The 13,386-nt window shown below is 62.4% G+C and carries 13 protein-coding genes; 4 read left to right on the top strand and 9 right to left on the bottom strand.

Annotated elements, in window-relative coordinates:
• Window positions 1–19: 19 nt before the first annotated feature.
• From LNV08_RS08300 to LNV08_RS08280, 5 genes are all read right to left on the bottom strand, one after another.
• Window positions 20–706 (bottom strand): ABC transporter permease, encoded by a 687-nt coding sequence (locus LNV08_RS08300; protein ID WP_263533227.1) that lies wholly within the window; start codon window positions 704–706, stop codon window positions 20–22.
• Complete coding sequence (locus LNV08_RS08295) at window positions 703–1,407, bottom strand: ABC transporter permease (protein ID WP_263533226.1); 705 nt, start codon at window positions 1,405–1,407, stop codon at window positions 703–705. The genes LNV08_RS08300 and LNV08_RS08295 overlap by 4 nt, the downstream gene beginning before the upstream one ends.
• Before the next feature lie 59 nt (window positions 1,408–1,466).
• Window positions 1,467–2,261 carry a lysine/arginine/ornithine ABC transporter substrate-binding protein gene (locus LNV08_RS08290; RefSeq protein ID WP_263533225.1) on the bottom strand — a complete coding sequence of 265 codons (795 nt, stop codon included), beginning with the start codon at window positions 2,259–2,261 and terminating at the stop codon, window positions 1,467–1,469.
• A gap of 75 nt (window positions 2,262–2,336) precedes the next feature.
• Window positions 2,337–3,293, bottom strand: coding sequence for an alpha/beta fold hydrolase (locus LNV08_RS08285; protein WP_263533224.1), 957 nt, complete (start codon window positions 3,291–3,293; stop codon window positions 2,337–2,339).
• The gene (locus tag LNV08_RS08280; RefSeq protein WP_263533223.1) at window positions 3,290–4,087 is read right to left on the bottom strand and encodes a sulfurtransferase; all 798 of its coding nucleotides are present in this window, start codon (window positions 4,085–4,087) and stop codon (window positions 3,290–3,292) included. The genes LNV08_RS08285 and LNV08_RS08280 overlap by 4 nt, the downstream gene beginning before the upstream one ends.
• Before the next feature lie 61 nt (window positions 4,088–4,148).
• Here LNV08_RS08280 and LNV08_RS08275 point away from each other — a divergent pair, with 61 nt between their 5' ends.
• Complete coding sequence (locus LNV08_RS08275; protein WP_263533222.1) at window positions 4,149–4,364, top strand: SlyX family protein; 216 nt, start codon at window positions 4,149–4,151, stop codon at window positions 4,362–4,364.
• A 19-nt stretch (window positions 4,365–4,383) separates the two neighbouring features.
• Here the strand turns inward: LNV08_RS08275 and LNV08_RS08270 are convergent, their stop codons facing one another.
• Genes LNV08_RS08270 through LNV08_RS08260 form a run of 3 tightly spaced genes read right to left on the bottom strand, consistent with a single transcriptional unit; the run spans window position 4,384 to window position 7,355 of the window.
• Window positions 4,384–4,929 carry a LuxR C-terminal-related transcriptional regulator gene (locus LNV08_RS08270; protein ID WP_263533221.1) on the bottom strand — a complete coding sequence of 182 codons (546 nt, stop codon included), beginning with the start codon at window positions 4,927–4,929 and terminating at the stop codon, window positions 4,384–4,386.
• A 10-nt stretch (window positions 4,930–4,939) separates the two neighbouring features.
• On the bottom strand, window positions 4,940–6,082 hold the full coding sequence (locus tag LNV08_RS08265) for a substrate-binding periplasmic protein (protein ID WP_263533220.1): 1,143 nt from the start codon (window positions 6,080–6,082) through the stop codon (window positions 4,940–4,942).
• Window positions 6,083–6,098: 16 nt separating this feature from the next.
• A complete protein-coding gene (locus LNV08_RS08260) occupies window positions 6,099–7,355 on the bottom strand; it encodes an OprO/OprP family phosphate-selective porin (protein WP_263533219.1) in 1,257 nt (418 codons plus the stop codon).
• 112 nt (window positions 7,356–7,467) lie between these two features.
• Between LNV08_RS08260 and LNV08_RS08255 the strand changes: the two genes are divergently transcribed.
• Together LNV08_RS08255 and LNV08_RS08250 are read left to right on the top strand one after the other, a co-directional pair.
• Window positions 7,468–8,172 carry a CoA transferase subunit A gene (locus LNV08_RS08255; protein WP_263533218.1) on the top strand — a complete coding sequence of 235 codons (705 nt, stop codon included), beginning with the start codon at window positions 7,468–7,470 and terminating at the stop codon, window positions 8,170–8,172.
• A gap of 2 nt (window positions 8,173–8,174) precedes the next feature.
• Window positions 8,175–8,813 carry a 3-oxoacid CoA-transferase subunit B gene (locus LNV08_RS08250; protein WP_263533217.1) on the top strand — a complete coding sequence of 213 codons (639 nt, stop codon included), beginning with the start codon at window positions 8,175–8,177 and terminating at the stop codon, window positions 8,811–8,813.
• A gap of 90 nt (window positions 8,814–8,903) precedes the next feature.
• Here the strand turns inward: LNV08_RS08250 and LNV08_RS23050 are convergent, their stop codons facing one another.
• A complete protein-coding gene (locus tag LNV08_RS23050) occupies window positions 8,904–10,451 on the bottom strand; it encodes a methyl-accepting chemotaxis protein (RefSeq protein ID WP_318014107.1) in 1,548 nt (515 codons plus the stop codon).
• A gap of 499 nt (window positions 10,452–10,950) precedes the next feature.
• Between LNV08_RS23050 and LNV08_RS08240 the strand changes: the two genes are divergently transcribed.
• Window positions 10,951–13,362: a catecholate siderophore receptor Fiu gene (locus tag LNV08_RS08240; RefSeq protein WP_263533216.1), complete on the top strand. Its 2,412-nt coding sequence runs from the start codon at window positions 10,951–10,953 to the stop codon at window positions 13,360–13,362.
• Window positions 13,363–13,386: the final 24 nt, after the last annotated feature.

The raw sequence follows: 13,386 nt of genomic DNA, 5'->3' as shown, positions 1-13,386 counted from the left end.
AAAATGATTGTGGCGGGCTTCAGCGCGGCATCAAGGGCTTGAGCCAGCGGGCCTCGGCCTTGTGGAAGAGTCCGACCAGCGTCAGCGTCATCAAGAAATAGAAAACTGCCGCCGTGATGAAGGCTGCAAAGGGGATGTAGTGGGTCGAGTTGACGACTCTGGCCGCACCGGTCAGGTCAAGAATGGTGACGATGCTGGCCAGTGAAGTGCCGTGCAGCATGAAGATCGCCTCATTGCTGTAAGCGGGCAGCGAGCGGCGCAGCGCCGAGGGCAAGATGATGCGGCGAAACATCACCCAGCGGCTCATGCCTATGGACTTGGCCGCCTCGATTTCGCCGGCCGGCAGCGCCTTGATCGAGCCGGCAATGATTTCGGTCGTGTAGGCGCAGGTGTTGAGCACAAAGGCCAGGCAGGCGCAAAACCAGGCCGAGCTCAAGAGCGGCCAGAGGGCGCTTTGCTGCACCGCTTCGAACTGGGCCAGGCCGTAATAGATCAGGAACAGCTGCACCAGCATCGGCGTGCCGCGAAACACATAGGTGTAGACCCAGATCGCACGCGAGATCAGGCTGCCGCGAAAGCTGCGCAAGACACCCAGGGGAATGGCGAACAGCAGACCCAGCAGCAGCGAGATCAGCAGCAGCTGGAAGGTCGTCCAGGCACCGCTCAAATAGATCGGCAGGTTTTCGAAGATAACGTCCAGGCTCATAGCGCGTTCTTTCGCACGCCGATCGAGAAGCGCCGCTCCAGCCAGCTGAACAAAAACTCGGACGCCGTGGTGAAGAGCAAATAGATCAAGGCCACCGCCAGATAGAACATAAAGGGCTCGCGCGTCGAGCCGGCCGCTTGCTGGCCGCGTGTCATCAAGTCAGACAAGCCGATCACCGACACGATGGCCGTGCTCTTGATCAGCACCAGCCAGTTGTTGGACAAGCCCGGCAGCGCGTGGCGAAACATCTGCGGCAGCGTGATCCGGTAGGCAATCTGCCAGTTGCTCAGGCCAAAGGCCAGACCGGCCTCGCGCTGGCCCGGCGGCACGGCCAGAAAAGCGCCGCGAAAGGCCTCGGTCAGGTAGGCGCCGAAGATGAAACCAATCGTCAGCACTCCGGCCACATAGGGGTTGATGTCGACATATTCCTCGTGGCCCAGCGCCATCAAGGCGTCGTTCAAGGCGATCTGGCCGCCGTAGAAAATCAAGAGCATCAAGACCAGATCGGGCACGCCGCGAATCAAGGTGGTGTAGAGATAGGCCAGGCCGCGTGCAAAGCGCCATTTGGACAATTTGGCCAAAGCGCCCAGCAGCCCCAGGGTCATCGCCATCGTCATCGAGGTCAGGGCCACGCTGAGCGTGACCACTGCCCCTTCGAGCAGGCTGGGCAGGAAGTCAATCAACAAGCCATGCAAAGCCATGGGCGCTTTCTCTATCTCAAACCATCAAACCAGCGGCCCGATGCTGGGGCCTGCAACGATTACTTCTTCGGCGCCAGGTCGTAAGGGAAGTATTTGTCGTTGAGTTTCTTGAAGGTGCCGTTGGCGGCAATCGCTGCAATCGCGTCATTGAACTTCTTGCCCAAGACCTTTTCGTCGGCCTTGCGCATGCCCACGCCCGAGCCGGTGCCGAAGTACTTGACATCGTCGTAGTTAGGGCCGATCAGGGCGAAACCCTTGCCGTCGGGCTTGGCCAGAAAGCCTTGGTCAATCGCCACCAAGTCGGCCAGGGTCAGGTCGATACGGCCCGACTTCAGATCCAAAAAGGCCTGGTCCTGGGTTGCGTAGCGCACGATCTCGCTTTGCTTGAAGACCGTTGCTGCGTAGGTTTCATGGATGGTGCCGCGCTGCACGCCGATTTTCTTGCCCTTCAGGCCGGCGGGCGTGAAGTCAAGCTTGGCATCGGCCTTGCCGGCGAAGCGGGCTGGCGTGTTGTAGTAGGCGTTGGAGAAGGCAATCGCCTTTTGGCGATCGGGTGTGATGGACAGCGAGGCGATGATGGCGTCGATCTTGCGGGCCTGCAGGGCCGGGATCAAACCGTCGAAGTCCACCTGCACCATTTCGCAGGCGACCTTCATCTCGGCGCAATAGGCATTGGCCAGGTCAATCTCGAAGCCCATCACCTTGCCGTCTTTGCCCACTTCGGAGAAGGGCGGGTAAGCGCCCTCGACACCAATGCGGATTTTCTTCATGTCGGCGGTTTGCGCTTGGGCGCTGAAGCCCGTGATGGCGCTGCAGGCGATGGCCGCGATGGCGATCAGATGACGTCTTTGCATGGCTGCTCCGGAAAAGGGTGAAAAAGGAGTAAAGGTCGAAGCCGCTATCTTGCTATGGATATGGCTCATGTCGACCTAGGGTTTGAGCGTAGTTAAAAACGCTTGCACGGGCGCCAGTGTAGTGAGCGGATCTTCTTCGTGCGGCACATGCCCCAAATCGGGGAACACCGTCAGCTGGCTGCCGGCGATGTCACGCGCGAACGCCTGGCCGTTGTCGGGCGGAATCAAGCGGTCTTTGGCGCCCCACAAGATCAAGGTCGGCTGGCGCAGCGTTTTGATGCGCTGGGCTTGGTCGCCCAAGACCATCTGCGCCATGCGTTGGCGCAGTGCTGCGCGGTTGCCGGCGCGCAGCGTCAGCTCGTAATAGCGTTCCACCAAGGCTGGGCTGACCTTGGTCGGGTCGCCGTAGACGCTTTGAACGCTGCGCTCAACCAGGCTGCGCGGCAGCAGGTATTCGCTCAAAACCCCGACGCCTGGCAGCCGGGCCAGCAGAAATCCCACGGGCACCGACTCGGGCGTGAAGGCATAGCCGCCGGCATCGACCAAGATCAGTCCGGCCACCCGCTGTGGCTCGGCGGCCGCCACCATCCAGGCAATTTCACCGCCCAGCGAGTTGCCGCCCAGCACGATGCGCTCAAGCTGCAGATGGTCGAGCAGTGCGCGCACCGTTTTGACGTAGTTGTCAGCGCTGTAGTCTGCCGCCACGGCCGGGCCGCTCAGGCCGAAGCCGGGCAGATCAAAGCTGATCACGCGGCGGGTTTTTGAGAGCTCTTTGACCCAGCCCTCCCAGGTGTGCAGGCTGGCCGATGTGCCGTGGATCAGCACGATGGGCTGCTTGTCCCCGCTGGGCCCCTGGTCGCGCAGGTGTAGCAGCTGGCCGTTCAGGTCAATGAATTCCGACGGCGGCGGGGCCCAGCGCTGGATCAGGCTTTCCAGCGGGCGGTCAGGCGCCTTGGTGGCCGCAAATCCCAAAGCGCCCAGCAGCAAGAGCAGGCCTAAAGCGCGTAACAGGCCTTCGGTCAGGCGACTCATTCTGCTGCTTGGGCGCGATGCGCCTCGCTAGCTGGGCGGCAGATCTCGGTCGATGGGTGCAGGCCTGCGTCGAGTGCTTCGCGCTGGTCAAACACAAAGCAGTCACCCTTGTAATGCGCCCCGCCGGTTTCTTCGAAATACTTCAGGATGCCGCCCTCCAGCTGGTAGACGGGGCCGTCCAGGCCTTGTTGCTCCAGGTAGATGGCGGCTTTCTCGCAGCGTATGCCGCCGGTGCAAAAGCTGACGATGGTCTTGCCCATCAGCTCGGCGCGGTGGTCTTGAACCGCTTGCGGGAATTCGCTGAATTTACTGATGCGCCAATCGATGGCGCCCTCGAACGTACCGTAGTCCACTTCGAAGGCATTGCGGGTGTCCAGCGTGACGACGGGCCGGCCGTCGTCGTCATGGCCTTGGGCCAGCCAGCGTGCCAGTGTGGTGGGGGCCAGCGCCGGTGCACGCGGCAAGGCGTCGGGGCGAATAGCGGGGTGGTTCATGCGGATGATCTCGGCCTTGACCTTGACCAGCAGCTTCCTGAACGGCGGCGCCTCGCTCCAGCTTTCCTTGGGCGACAGATCGGCGAACCGGGCATCTTGTTTCAGCGCGTCGACCCAGGCGCGCACGCTTGCGGCGCTGCCGGCCAAAAACAAATTGATGCCTTCCTCGGCCAGCAGCACCGTACCTTTGAGCTCAAGCGCCATGGCGCGCTCAAAAAGGAGATCGCGCAGCGCATGGCAGTCAGGCAGGCCGACGAATTTGTAGGACGAGATATTGAGAACGGGGAGTGCGTTTTGCATGGTTGCCCGGATTGTAGGCAAGCCACTGCTGCGCCCTACGCAGAATGAAGTCCAATAGGGGATGGACTCCATAAACACCGAACATCGCCTGACCGAGCTGGAAATCAAGGCCAGCTTCAGCGAAGACATGCTTGATCAGCTGAACCTGATCATTACGCGCCAACAAGCGCAAATCGATTTGTTGCTACGCGAAGTCGCCGAGCTGCGCCAGCAGGCACCCGAGTCAGGCGCGCCTGTGTTTCGCAGCTTGATGGACGATTTGCCGCCGCACTATTGAGCCTGCGCGGGATGAGTGCTCAGGCGCTGAGCATTTTGTGAATCAGCTCTGGCGTGGAGCCGGCGGCATATTTTTTCATCAAGCGTGCGCGGTACACGTCCACCGTGCGCGGGCTGATGCCCAACCGGCGGCCAATCATCTTGCTGCTCAGGCCGTCGATCAAGAGCGCGGCGATTTCGCGCTCGCGGGCGGTCAGGTCGACCTTCAAGCGGCGGTGGGCCGACAAGTCCTCGAAGCTCCAGATGCCTTGCGCATGTGGGTCGGCCGGGTCCAGCGCGCGGCCGGAGACATGGCACCAAAACAGCTCGCCGCTGCCGACGCGCTTCATCACCCTGTCGTCGGCATAAAAGCCGCCTTGATCGAGGCTGGCGATGATGCGTGCGCCGGTGCGCTCGAACTCGACCAGGCTGGGGTAGAGCACCTCGAAGCTGCGCCCGACGAGCTGGCCGTGATCGGCGCCGAACATGCTGAGCAGCTGACGGTTGCAATCAACGATCAAGCGATTGGCCGACAAAACCAGGCCAATCGGGGCCAATTCAAAGGCGGTGCGGTAATCAACAGGCATTGGTTTTGCTTCAGGGCAAATAGATGATGCGCAAAGAGCTGTCCACCAGGCTCAAGGGCAGGAAGCCGACGGCCTGGGCATGCGCTTGCAAATGAGTCTTCATGGCCTCGGCATTGCCCAGCTCCAGCGGCGCACGGCGCCTACCCCCAAACTGTTGGCCCGCCCAGGCCGAGCGAAACTGGGCCGCTTCGCGCTGCAGCACCGCGCCGAGAAAATACTGGCGCTCCGCCCCCATGCTCATCACCGGTTCGGCGCGGAGCTGTGCGCCGAGCAAGCTGCTCTGGCCCATAAAGAGATCGACCAGGGCCGAGCGGCTGACGTCGCGCACCCCGCTTTGTACCGAAACTACCACGGCCACCGCCGGGCTCGAACGCGCAGTGTTGATCTGCGCGATTCGGCCGTTAGTCTGCAATTGCTCCAGCGCAGCATAGAGTTGGCGGGCGTCGTAACGCCCGCGTGGCGAGAAGGTGCAACGGTATGGCCGACTCGCCAAAGGCAGACGCCAAGATGCCAGCTTGTTTTCTCCTCCCTGGGCCGCGAACCAGCTCAGCACCTGCCGGTTGCTGATGCCGTAAGGGTGCCGGTCTTTGGTCAGCTTGAGCAGCAAGCGCTCGTCGTCCAATGCGTCGTCGCGTTTGAGCCGGCCTTGCGCAAAGAAGGGCTCCAGCGCCGGGTAAGCCTGCGCCTGCAAGGTTCCCAGCACCGAGCCCGGATTGATTTGTTCCGGCTTGTCCACGGCCGGCGCGCCGGGGTTGCCGGCCAGCATTTCCTGCAGTTCGAACAAGTCGGCGCTTTGTGCCAGAACCTCCCCCTTGGGCAGGTGCAGGGGGCTCAGATTGCAGGCCATATCCGCTTCGCCGCTGCTTAAGGCCGATTCGACCCGCAGACGTGGCAGGGCGATGAACTCGACCTGCGTTTTTAACTGTGCCGCGACGGCTTGGGCGATTTCGACATCGATGCCGCCCACCGCCTGGTTGTCGCGCCAGATCACGAAGGGCGGCGCCAAGGAGCGCGAAACCGCCACTTGCAGCACCGGCAGCTCTTGACTTGCCCGGTCCTGCGCCAACAAGGGCAGGGGCAGGCCGAGCAGCAGCAAACAAAGATATGCGTTGCGGCTTGGGCGTTGCCCGAGGGTATGGAGCAAGGTTCTCATGGCCATGGACTCCAGTTCAGAACACAAAGTCCAGGCTGACCGTCAGCATCTGTACCCTGCCATCCCATGCCGGGCTGCCGCTCGGCAAGTGGATCTCGCCGTCGCGCGGCGTGCTGCTGTCCCGGGTGGCCGTCCAACGCTCATATTGCAGCTTCAAGGCTGCTTTCTCATGCACATCCCAGCGCAGGCCGGCCAATTCGATGCGGCGGTCCCAAGGGCTTTGCAGCCGGCGGTCAAGGCCGGCGATGCCCTGCACCGTGGCCAGGCTGCTGCCTGCCGTCGCTTGTAGGCCTAGCGCAGCTTCCTTGAATCTCGATGCGCCGATGGAGGCATAGGGCGTCAAGGCGCCAAAGCGCCGTGAAACCAGGGCATACCAGGCTTCGACCTCTGCGCTGAACACCGAATTGCCGCCGCGCCGCGTTGCTTCCGCCGTCAGCGTCCAATCGCCACTGTCCCAATTCATGCCGAGATTGATCAGGCGGCCTTCGACGTCGCGGGTGCGGGCTCGGTCAGGCAAGGCGCTAGCGCAGTTGGCGCAGGGGCTGCCGGGACGCATGAGGGCGTCGAATTGCGCGTCCAGCGCGTCGTCATGCAGATCAAAACGGTAAGCGGCTACACCTAAGCGCAGCGACAGGCCACCCTGCTGCCAACGCACCGCGCTGGCCAGCAATGCCTGGGTGTCGACCCGGCCGCGCGGCAAGCTGACGGAGTTGCTGCCGGCCCCCAGATCCAGACTGAGGTTGCCCTCGAAGGCGGGCTGGCTCCAGCTGATGTTGATTCCGTCCACCGGTTCGCTGCCGTTCAGCCCGTAAACCGCAGCCATCGGCCGCACCGCAGTGTGGGCGAAGCCGACTCGCAGCGTCTCGGAGTTGATGTATATCGGCAGGGGCTGACGGCCCAGTCGCACTGACCAGTCTGCGCTGTGCCGCCAGCCGATATAGGCCCATTCGGTGCGGGCTGACAAGCCGCCTACCAAATCGTCGCGCAGCTGGACTTGCCAGACCAGCTCCAGCTGCTCCGAGAGCTGCCATCCGGCCTGCAGGCCCAGCACGGAGTCGCCGTCCCAGCGCCACTGGCCGTCTTGTGAAAAGTTCTTGACCCGATCGCCCGGCCGCACGCCGACCACGGCGTCGTCGCCCCGGTAGGCCGACAAGCTGCCAAAGCCACTGAGCTGCAGGCTTTCGGCCTGAGCGCTAACGCAGGCGCTTAGGCTGACGCTAACGCCGACCATCAAGGGTGCGAGTGGGGCGATCAGCGCATGCCAACTTCTCATTCTGGTCTCCTGGGCCCCGCAGCAAATTGTTGTAGGCGATTCTACGTAAGCATTTTTGCCTCGCGCTCGTAGTACGCTTCGCCGCGTCCGACGATTTAACGGAGATTCATTGATGAACAAAATTTTCCCCAGTGCCGCAGAGGCGCTCAAGGGTATTGTCAAAGACGGCCAGCTGATGGCGGTCGGCGGCTTCGGCCTGTGCGGCATCCCTGAGGCCTTGATCGCCGCGCTGCGCGACAGCGGTGTCAAGGATCTGACGGTGATTTCAAACAATGCCGGCGTTGACGGCTTCGGCCTGGGCCAGTTGCTGGAGACGCGCCAGATCAAGAAGATGATCTCCAGTTATGTGGGCGAGAACAAAGAATTCGAGCGTCAATACCTGGCCGGCGAGTTGCAGCTCGAGTTCACGCCGCAGGGCACGCTGGCCGAGAAGCTGCGCGCCGGCGGTGCGGGCATCCCGGCCTTCTTCACCCGCACCGGCGTGGGCACCATCGTCGCCGACGGCAAGGAACTGCGCGAATTTGATGGCCACACCTATGTGATGGAACATGCTTTGTGCCCCGAAGTGTCCTTGGTCAAGGCCTGGAAGGCCGACAAGAGCGGCAATCTGGTGTTCCGCCGCACGGCGCGCAATTTCAACCCGGCCGCCGCGATGGCCGGCAAGATCACCGTGGTCGAGGTCGAGCAATTGGTCGAGGTGGGCGAGATTGACCCGGACGCCGTGCACCTGCCGGGCATTTATGTGCACCGCATCGTGGTGAACGCCAATCCCGAAAAGCGCATCGAGAAGCGCACTCTGACAGTGAAGGGAGATTGATCATGGCCTGGACTCAAGACCAAATGGCGGCCCGTGCCGCGCAGGAGCTGGAAGACGGTTTCTACGTGAACCTCGGCATCGGCATCCCGACCCTGGTGGCCAATTTTGTGCCGGCGGACAAGGAAGTCTGGCTGCAGAGCGAAAACGGCATGCTGGGCATTGGCCCATTCCCGACCGAAGATGAGGTCGATGCCGACCTGATCAACGCCGGCAAGCAGACGGTCACCACCATCGCCGGCTCTTCGATCTTCGGCAGCCATGACAGCTTTGCCATGATTCGCGGCGGCAAGATCAATCTGAGCATTCTGGGAGCGATGCAGGTCAGCGCCAAGGGCGATCTGGCCAACTGGATGATCCCGGGCAAGATGGTCAAGGGCATGGGCGGCGCGATGGATCTGGTCGCCGGCGTCAAGCGTGTGATCGTGCTGATGGAGCATGTGGCGCGCAAGAAAGACGGCACGGAAGACATGAAGATCCTGCCTCATTGCACCTTGCCGCTGACCGGCGTCGGCGTGGTCAACCGAATCATCACCGATCTGGCCGTGATGGACGTGACGCCGGCGGGCTTGAAGTTGGTCGAACTGGCCGAGGGTGTCACGCGCGAGCAGGTGCAGGCCAAGACGGGCGTACCGCTGCTTTAAGCTGTTGTTAAAGGCCGCCGTTCGGGCCAGTCAAAAAGAAAGTAGAAATAGAGAAGGCCGGCGCAAGCCGGCCTTTTTGCTGGGCCATGCTCAGTGCGAATGGCTTGCCAGCTTGAAGACCGCCACGCTTTGCACCAAGGCCTGCGCCTGCACGCGCAGGCTTTCAGCGGCGGCGGTGCTTTGCTCAACCAGGGCCGAGTTCTGCTGTGTCGCTTGGTCCATCAGATTGAAGGCCTGGCCAACCTGCAAGACGCCGGCACTTTGGGCGCGGCTGGCCTCACTGATCTCGCCCATGATGTCGCTGACATGCTTGATCGCGTCGACGATCTCGTTCATTGTCGAGCCGGCCTGGTTGACCAGATGGCTGCCTTGCTCGACACGCTCCACGCTGGCGCCAATCAAGGTCTTGATCTGCTTGGCCGCTTCGGCGCTGCGCTGCGCCAGGCTGCGAACCTCGGCGGCCACCACCGCGAAGCCGCGCCCTTGCTCGCCCGCGCGGGCAGCTTCCACCGCCGCATTGAGCGCAAGGATATTGGTCTGGAAGGCGATGCCGTCAATCACGCCGATGATGTCGGCGATCTGCTTGGAAGAGTCGTTGATGCCTTTCATGGTGTCGACCACCTGACCCACCACATCGCCGCCCCTGACGGCCACTTCTGACGCACCTTGGGCGAGCCGGTTGGCTTCTCGCGCATGGTCGGCGTTCTTTTCCACCGCCGAACCCAGTACCTTGATGGAAAGGGCCGTGCCCTCCAGCGCCGTCGCCTGCTGCTCGGTACGCTGGCTCAGGTCCATATTGCCCTGGGCGATCTGTGCCGAGGCACTGGCGACAGATTCGGAGTTTTGCCGCACGCTGTGCACCACGCTGGACAGGCTGCCCATCATGCCGACCAGCTGCGCCATCAGGCTGGCGCTGTCGCCCGAGTTCAGCTTGATGCGCTGCGCAAAGTCACCGGCCGCCACGCTTTGCGCCAGGTTGGCCGCCTCCAGCGGATCTCCGCCCAACTGCTTGGCGATATGGCGGCTGAGCCAGAGCCCCGCCGCGATGCCGCAAGCACTGGCCAGCCCCATCATCAGCAGGCTCAAGCCTATGGCCCGCTCGCTCTGGTCCGCGACCAACTGGGCCGCGCGCTCGCCCTGTACGGAAAATTGCGCGTCCAGCTCCTCCAGTAGCTGCGTCGGCGCACGGTCCATGCCTTTGACGGCCGTGTCGCCCGCGCTCGGCTCAAAGTCGGCCGCCGTGAAGGCGCCGTAGCCCAGGCGGTAACTGTCTCCCATCGCCTGGTGGGCGAGCGCGAATTTGGCCAACAGGTCTTTGCTGGCGCCGGCGGGCAGCTCGCGCAGCAGCTTGGCTGTTCGCTCGCTGACCAGGCGCTCCTGCTTTTGAAACGCGGCCCAATGCTTGTCCAGTTGCTGTGGGTCTTTGCCGCGCAAGAGCGTGTTTTTCCACTCCTGAACCTGCACCTTGAAGCCTACGGTCAGCTCGCTCAGCGTGCGCTGCCGGCCATGACTGCTTTGAACCGTCTGGGTGAAACTGTCGAGCGAATGGTTGACGCTGAAGATGCCGTACAAGGCTGCCATTAGCATCAAGGCCAGCACGGCCACAAAGGCAAGAGGTAGTTTCAGACTGAGCTTCATATTTCTTGTTTGAAATCCGGCAAGTTGGCTTCTTAGGGTTCGAAAAATACGCGGGCACCGCAGCTTGTCTGCCAGGCCACTTTGGCCGAGCGCGGGGCGACGGATGTGCGCTCTTCGGCCGGGCCTGGTCGCGACTTGAGGGGCAAATCAGTCTTGCGGTGGGTGCTTGCTTGCCTCAAGCGCCCAAGGGTGGAATTTTTCACGCCATGGGGCTTCGCCGATCAAGGTGGCCAAGCTGTGTTTGGGCGCTGTGCGCGCGGGCGGATTTATTGCTGGGCTGTTTCTTCGCGCGCGGGGGACATACAGCCATGCGAAAAGCCCCGAACTTGGCAGAGACCTGTAGGCCTGAAAAATTGCGCATGCAAATAAGAACTGTTATCATTTGCGTCTGTCGCAGAGTAGACCCAGGTTATCCCCAGGTAAGGCGCGCACGCAAAAAGAAAAGCGGCGCCGCGCCCGCGCTCGAAGAAATCCAATTCGATCCCTGGAGTGTTCCTCAATGTCTTTCATCAAGAGCCGCAAGCACGCGGCCATGCCGGCCTGCGTTTCATCCGCTTCTTCTTCTTCTTCTTCTTCTTCCTCAGTCGCCAGCGCGGCCTTGCTGGCGCTAACGCTGCCGCTCGGCGCATGGGCGCAGACGCCAACTGCAGACTCGGCCGAGACCGCGCTGCCGGTGGTGCGCGCCAAGGCCAAGGCCGTGGTTGAGAATGAGTTCAAGGCCGAGACGGCCTCCTCGCCCAAGTTTGTCAAGCCGTTGCTGGACACCCCGCAGACCGTCACCGTGATCAACCGAGAGCTGATTCAGCAGCAGGGCACATCTTCCTTGAGCGAGGCGCTGCGCAACACGCCCGGCATCACCTTCACGCTGGGCGAGAACGGCAACACCAATACCGGTGACACCGTCTTCATGCGCGGCTTCGACGCCAGCGCCAATATCTTTGTGGACGGCGTGCGCGATCTCGGCGGCATCACCCGCGACACCTTCAATGTCGAGTCGGTCGAAGTGGTCAAGGGCCCGAGCGGCGCGGACAACGGCCGCGGCTCGCCGAATGGTTTCATCAATATGGTCAGCAAGAAGCCGCAGTTACGGGACTTTGCCGAAGGCTCGGCCCAAGTGTCCAGCGGCAGCCGCGTGCGGGTGACGGCCGATCTGAACAAGAAACTGGATATTGGATTGCCCGGCGCGGCGCTGCGCCTGAATGTGTTCAGCGACCGTGGCAATGTAGAGGGCCGCGATGTGCTCGAGCGCAATCGCTGGGGCGTGGCACCGTCCTTGACCTTGGGGCTGGGCACGGCCACTCGCGCCACGCTGAGTTATCTACATGTCGATCAGGATGCGATTCCCGATGGCGGCATCCCCGGTGTGGGCCTGATGGGCTGGACGAATCAGCTGATTTTCAAGGATCTGGCCGGTGCCAATGCCAAGCCGCCGGTGGGCGGAGTGTTGGCCTCGGGCATCAAGCCGGTTGAGCGCAGCAATTTCTACGGCAGCAAAGACGATTTCGACAACACGCAAGCCGATATGTTGACCCTGTTGCTGGAGCATGACTTTGCGCCGGGCACCAGCCTGCGCAATATCTCGCGCTTTGGCCGCACCCAGCAGGATCTGAACCTGACGAACATCATCATCAGCAGCACGCCCGGCAATTGGTCCATCATCGGCGACGCCGCCAAACCGGCAGCCTGGACGGTAGGCCGCGCCCGCCTGGGCCGCGATCAGCGCAACCAGATTCTGGCCAACCAGACCAGCTTGAACAGCGCCTTCACGCTTGCCGGCCTCAAGAACAGCATCAGCACCGGCGTCGAGCTGACGCATGAAAAGCAGAACACTGCGGGCTTTGCCTATGTCAACATCGCCGGTGATCGCGCCAATTTGTATGCGCCATCGGTCAACGACAAGTTCGCCCCGCTGACCCGTAACGGCGCCAGCACGGCCGGCGAGACCACGACCGCCGCCGCTTTTCTGTTCGACACCTTGGATCTCAGCGAGCGCTGGCAGCTCAGCGCGGGCCTGCGCGCCGAGCGTTTCCGCAGCGAGTACACCAGCATTCCCGCCACCTCGACCCCAGCGGTCGCGGCCAGTGCTTTGGTGAACAGCGACACGCTGCTCAGCGGCAAGCTGGGTCTGCTGTTCAAGCCGAGCGAGAACGGCAGCGTCTACCTGTCTTACGCTACCTCGCAAAAGCCGCCCGGCAGCGACAACTTCGCACTGAGCAGCGCGACCCCCAGTGCCGACACCGGCGCGGTCAGCATCAATGCGCCTAACTTGAAACCACAGCAGGCCAATAATCTGGAACTGGGCACGAAATGGGACATGCTCGACAAGCAATTGCTGTTGACGGCCGCTTTGTTCCGCTCGCAAAACGAGAACGAGCTGGCGCGCGCCGGCAGCGCCACCGGAGAAGTGACGCAATACGGCAAGAAGACGGTCAAGGGCCTGGAGCTGGGTGCGGCGGGCGCGGTGTCGAACAACTTGCAACTGCAGGCCGGTCTGGTGTGGATGGACAGCAAGGTCAATGAGGCCGTCACGGTCGTGCCCGGCCAGGTCGACGTGCAGACCGGCGCTCAGCTGGTCTACACGCCGAAACTGAGCTTTACGTCCTGGGTCAACTACCGCGTGGCCGAAGGCCTGATGCAAGGCCTGAGCCTGGGCGGCGGCGCACGCTACACCGCCAGTCAGACCACGCAGGTCAACAACGGCGCGGCGCCGGTGGTCGGCATTGATGGCATCCCGAGCTACTGGGTGTTTGACGCGATGGCGGCCTACGAGATCAACAAGAACCTGGCCCTGCAGTTCAATGTGGCCAACCTGGCGGACAAATTCTATCTAGCCTCGGTCAATAGCGGGCGCAATCGCTTCACGCTTGGCGCGCCGCGCAGCATGAGCTTGGCACTGAACGTCAAGTACTGATCTGGGATAGACGGAAGAGGAGGG

It is taken from the genome of Paucibacter sp. TC2R-5 (genome assembly GCF_025717605.1).
In the GTDB taxonomy this organism is placed as follows: Bacteria; Pseudomonadota; Gammaproteobacteria; order Burkholderiales; family Burkholderiaceae_C; genus Paucibacter_A; species Paucibacter_A albus.
The sequence above is the reverse complement of the archived record's forward strand: the minus strand, read 5'-3'. Positions and strand labels throughout refer to the sequence as shown.

Coding starts and splice junctions, on each gene's coding strand:
- LNV08_RS08300 (WP_263533227.1), bottom strand. CDS start 706: ATGAGCCTGGACGTTATCTTCGAAAACCTGCCGATCTATTTGAGCGGT.
- LNV08_RS08295 (WP_263533226.1), bottom strand. CDS start 1,407: ATGGCTTTGCATGGCTTGTTGATTGACTTCCTGCCCAGCCTGCTCGAA.
- LNV08_RS08290 (WP_263533225.1), bottom strand. CDS start 2,261: ATGCAAAGACGTCATCTGATCGCCATCGCGGCCATCGCCTGCAGCGCC.
- LNV08_RS08285 (WP_263533224.1), bottom strand. CDS start 3,293: ATGAGTCGCCTGACCGAAGGCCTGTTACGCGCTTTAGGCCTGCTCTTG.
- LNV08_RS08280 (WP_263533223.1), bottom strand. CDS start 4,087: ATGCAAAACGCACTCCCCGTTCTCAATATCTCGTCCTACAAATTCGTC.
- LNV08_RS08275 (WP_263533222.1), top strand. CDS start 4,149: ATGGACTCCATAAACACCGAACATCGCCTGACCGAGCTGGAAATCAAG.
- LNV08_RS08270 (WP_263533221.1), bottom strand. CDS start 4,929: ATGCCTGTTGATTACCGCACCGCCTTTGAATTGGCCCCGATTGGCCTG.
- LNV08_RS08265 (WP_263533220.1), bottom strand. CDS start 6,082: ATGAGAACCTTGCTCCATACCCTCGGGCAACGCCCAAGCCGCAACGCA.
- LNV08_RS08260 (WP_263533219.1), bottom strand. CDS start 7,355: ATGAGAAGTTGGCATGCGCTGATCGCCCCACTCGCACCCTTGATGGTC.
- LNV08_RS08255 (WP_263533218.1), top strand. CDS start 7,468: ATGAACAAAATTTTCCCCAGTGCCGCAGAGGCGCTCAAGGGTATTGTC.
- LNV08_RS08250 (WP_263533217.1), top strand. CDS start 8,175: ATGGCCTGGACTCAAGACCAAATGGCGGCCCGTGCCGCGCAGGAGCTG.
- LNV08_RS23050 (WP_318014107.1), bottom strand. CDS start 10,451: ATGAAGCTCAGTCTGAAACTACCTCTTGCCTTTGTGGCCGTGCTGGCC.
- LNV08_RS08240 (WP_263533216.1), top strand. CDS start 10,951: ATGTCTTTCATCAAGAGCCGCAAGCACGCGGCCATGCCGGCCTGCGTT.